This is a genomic window from Psychrobacter sp. JCM 18901, from assembly GCF_000586435.1.
In the GTDB taxonomy this organism is placed as follows: domain Bacteria; phylum Pseudomonadota; class Gammaproteobacteria; order Pseudomonadales; family Moraxellaceae; genus Psychrobacter.
The window spans coordinates 1-1,020 of record NZ_BAWH01000051.1; the positions used below are offsets into that span (position 1 = coordinate 1).

Below are 1,020 nucleotides of genomic sequence, written 5' to 3' on the forward strand. Positions count from 1 at the left end.
GGAACACCGTTAAGCCCTCCCAGTTATTGCGCCAAGACTTGACCACGTGCGGGTAATCTTTGCCCCAAGTCTCATCAAAGTACTCAAGATTGGCCTCTGCCATCTCAAGCGTATCAGCGCCGTAGATGGCCTTTAAATCAGCCGCTACGGCCTTCTTATCTGTCCAAGGTACAAACTTCATTGAGTAACGTACCATATGCACGATACACAGCTGAACCTTGGCTTTGGGATAAACCGTGTTGATGGCATCGGGGAAGCCCTTTAAGCCATCGACACAAGCGATTAAGATGTCTTGTACGCCACGGTTTTGAAGCTCGGTAAGAACGCCCAGCCAGAACTTAGCGCCTTCATTCTCTGAGAGCCACATACCAAGCAGCTCTTTTTTACCGTTAAGGTTAACGCCTAGGGCTAAGTAAATGGCTTTGTTGATGATCTGCTTGTCTTGACGTATCTTCACGACGATGCAGTCTAGATAGACGATAGGATAAACACTGCTCAGCGGCCGGTTCTGCCAAGCAGTGATGTCCTCTAATATGTTATCGGTGACTCTTGAGACAAGAGAGCTTGAGATGTCGACATCGTAGAGCTCTTTAATGCTCTCTACGATCTCAGTGGTGGTTTGACCCTTGGCGTATGAGCGAGGATAAGCAAGTGTGTGGGGCACACTTGCCCGAAGCGCAAGACGGAAGGCTATGCCTGTAGTGACGATATGATTTTATCATCGAGACCTGAGATACGGGTTTGATGCTTACTAACGAGTACAGGCTCAAAGCTGCTATCACGGTCTCTTGGGGTAGAGATTTCAAGATCGCCTGTATCACTGCGGACTCTCTTTTTAGTGTGTCCGTTGCGCTTGTTTGGTTTATCTGCTTTCTCATGCTTGGGGTAGCCGAGATGCTCTTCCATCTCAGCCTCTAAGGCAGTATCGATAAAGGATTGCATGAGCTGCTTTTGGAAGTCTTTGATGTTATCAAAGCTTTTCATGCTACCAGCCATTTGCTCGGCCAGTTTTTTAATGTC

At 47.7% G+C, this 1,020-nt stretch carries 2 protein-coding genes; both read right to left on the reverse strand.

Translation table 11 applies throughout. The annotated features are described in order from the left end of the window. Window positions 1-664: IS256 family transposase (locus tag TT11_RS16530; protein WP_370587888.1), on the reverse strand; the 664-nt coding region annotated here is incomplete at its 3' end. A gap of 26 nt (window positions 665-690) precedes the next feature. After that, window positions 691-1,020: transposase (locus tag TT11_RS17585; protein ID WP_370587889.1), on the reverse strand; the 330-nt coding region annotated here is incomplete at its 5' end.